1 protein-coding gene and 1 pseudogene are annotated in these 2,344 nt (G+C 55.4%); one reads left to right on the top strand and one right to left on the bottom strand.

Annotated features, from left to right (window positions below; genetic code table 11):
- The first annotated feature begins 508 nt into the window (after positions 1-508).
- Positions 509-1,861: a calcium-binding protein gene (locus tag G6N74_RS30345; protein WP_165121715.1), complete on the top strand. Its 1,353-nt coding sequence runs from the start codon at positions 509-511 to the stop codon at positions 1,859-1,861.
- 210 nt (positions 1,862-2,071) lie between these two features.
- On the opposite strand, the pseudogene G6N74_RS30350 reads toward G6N74_RS30345, so the two are convergent.
- Positions 2,072-2,344, bottom strand: a pseudogene (locus tag G6N74_RS30350) (hypothetical protein); the annotation flags it as partial.

Genomic DNA, 2,344 nt, shown 5'->3' on the forward strand with positions numbered 1-2,344 from the left:
ATGGCGAGGCTGATATGCCGTTCAAGGCAATCGTCTGGATAAACGCTTTGGCTGCTTTTCATGAGGCCATTGACGGCGAAAGGCCGAAATCGCTCAGAGGTAAGATATTTGGCCGTGATCGCCAACCGCGGCGGGCCGCGTTCATGCCGAAGGCTTGAAAAAGAAGCCCGCCGTCGCGAGGGTGGCGAAGGCGGGCTCTATGCCGCCGGGGAGTGAGTGAACGCCGGCGGTTTGCCGCTCCTCGCATAATCCCAGAAATTAGCGGCAGGAGGCTAACGCTCGCCTTGCGGCAATGTTCCCTCCAAATTCACTGGCACGGCAGGAGATTCGGTGATTATCTGAGTTCGCAGCTGACCCCCGTCGCTGCAAAGGCCGGTGCGAGAGACCCCCAAGTCGCCCAAGCTCGCGCCGGCCTCTCATTGGAGGATGCGATGCCACAACTTCACGGGAGCGACGTCGAGCTAGTCGTAGAGCTTCGGGGCGCTGCCGAACATTTCGAGCAAATGCGATGACGACTATCGGAGTATCCACACACACAGGTTTGGACAGCGATTTTCGCCAGGAACTGCAGGATTTTATAAATTGGATGGGTCCACTCACGACTGAAAAGTCGACGTCCAATCTTGTGATACACAAAGGCGCAGATTCAGATGGCTACGACGCAACTTGGTCCGGCCTCAACCTGGAATACGCGACAGATCATGTTGACGATCCGACGCCTGTAGCCGGTACGGTCTACGGCTTTGTGTTCCAAAGCCTGCGAGAACAAGCTCCCGAGATCAGCATTGACGAATACAATCTTCCGTTTGTCCAAGCTTATCATGCCATGTTCGTATCAATTGACACGTTTATTGATCTATTGGGGGACATTAAATTCTATGCCGGAACCGGGGACGATGTCGCCAAGCTCGGCGATGGTAACGACATCTTCTTCGGATATGAAGGCAACGATACGTTTTATGGCATGGGTGGAAACGATCGCCTCGAAGGAGGTCAGGGTCAAGACAGGCTATATGGCGGGTTAGGAAACGATATATTCGTCGTGGACGCCATTGGCGACCAAACAATCGAATTTGCCAGCGAAGGTTACGACACGGTCAAGGCATATGTCGACTGGACCATGTCGGCCGACATCGAGACGCTTGAGTTGTATGGATCCGCACGCGTCGCCATAGGCAACGCCCTGGACAATAAGCTGTTTGGAAACTGGGACCACGACTTTTCAGATTTTCTCGACGGCAAGGCCGGAAAGGACACCATGTACGGCCTGGATGGCGACGATATCTATGTCGTGTCCTCGACCGGTGATCGCGTCATCGAAACCTACAACGACGGCACCGACACTGTGCGTTCCTATATCGACTGGACGCTGGGAGCCAATGTCGAACGGCTGGAGCTTCTTGGCTCAACCAATCTTATCGGCAACGGCAACGGCCTTCACAACACCCTCGTTGGCAACGACGGCAACAATATCCTACGCGGCGGCGAGGGTAGTGATACGTTGAACGGCGGCAAGGGATCAGACACGCTGGTAGGGGGGCACTACAACGGGGGCGACACCTTTGTATTCAACACGCCTCTCGGATCGAACAATATCGACAAGATCACCGATTACGTCCCCTTCGCGGACTCGTTCCAGATGGAGAACGCTATCTTTGCGGGTCTGGCCACTGGCTGGTTGTCGGTAGGCGCCTTCCACATCGGCACCGGCGCGCATGATGCGACTGACCGGATTATCTACAACAAGGCAACCGGCGACCTGTATTTCGACAAGGACGGGCTCGGTGGAGCGGCGGCAACGAAATTCGCCACGCTCTCGCCCGGACTGGCAATGACCGCCAACGACTTCTTCATCGTCTGAAGTCTGAAACGCAGAAAAAGCCCGCCACCCTTTCGGAGCGGCGGGCTTTCATTTAGCTGTCCCTTGAAGGCGCCAGAACCTCTTATTTGCCATCAGTGGAGGTCTTCGTCTCCCTTGGGTACAGCTGAGGATTTGCCATCGCCGATGCGACTGCTGGAACGAACATAATTACCGCCAGTGCGATCAAAACTGCCTTCATCGGATTCTCCATCATTTGCTGTTAGATCGCGAGTGGTAGGCGATCTCCATGCGAAAATGTCTGATCTGCATCGGAGATGGTATACGGCAAATGCCGTAGATCGACGCTGCGAACGTGTGCCACTCGAAGATGGTTTTGCTCTTATCCGTGCCGTTGACAATGGCCCGTGCGCCGACAGGGTCTTCCTTGCCGGCGCCGAAGTACTGGTCTAGCCGGGCGGTGGTGAACATGCCCGGTTTTGTTGCAACTGCTGACTGGAAGCTCAAAGAGGTCAGGTTCGGGTG

The sequence above is a fragment of the Mesorhizobium zhangyense genome, assembly GCF_011045115.1.
In the GTDB taxonomy this organism is placed as follows: domain Bacteria; phylum Pseudomonadota; class Alphaproteobacteria; order Rhizobiales; family Rhizobiaceae; genus Mesorhizobium_M; species Mesorhizobium_M zhangyense.